Source organism: Shewanella sp. T24-MNA-CIBAN-0130, assembly GCF_040310185.1.
Lineage (GTDB): Bacteria > Pseudomonadota > Gammaproteobacteria > Enterobacterales > Shewanellaceae > Shewanella > Shewanella psychromarinicola.
This window is the reverse complement of the sequence record NZ_JBEOPP010000163.1, coordinates 1-396: the sequence shown is the minus strand read 5'-3', so window position 1 is coordinate 396 and position 396 is coordinate 1. Positions and strand designations below refer to the sequence as shown.

Sequence of the window (396 nt, the reverse complement as noted above, 5' to 3'; positions counted from 1 at the left end):
AAATAAACGTAACTGGCACGTTAACTTTGCCAACATCTAAACCGTTTGTGAATACAGGGAAATTGGCACGATACCAGTTGATGGCACTGGTCAGGGCTTTCTCCTGACCAAGAATACCAACGTAGTGTTCAATTTCTGCTGCGTCATGCTGCGTCCAAATAGATCTTAAACGCTCATAGTCACTTTTCGCCATCATGAATTCAGGTAAGATCGGTTTCTGAAAGAAACGGATGTAGGCACTCGCTTCATACTGTGTTGTATCTTCCCGGTACGCTTTACCAAAAGCATCAATATGAGGCACCGAAATCGCGGCATAGCTGATAACGCGATCAGGATTTTCTGCGGCAACCTGCCAACCTACCGCTGCGCCCCAGTCATGGCCAATTAAATGAAATG

General features: G+C 45.7%; 1 protein-coding gene. It reads right to left on the bottom strand.

All coding sequences use genetic code 11. The features are described 5' to 3' along the window. The coding region (locus AAEZ02_RS21915) for an alpha/beta hydrolase (RefSeq protein WP_351125059.1) at positions 1-396 on the bottom strand (396 nt) is incomplete at both ends.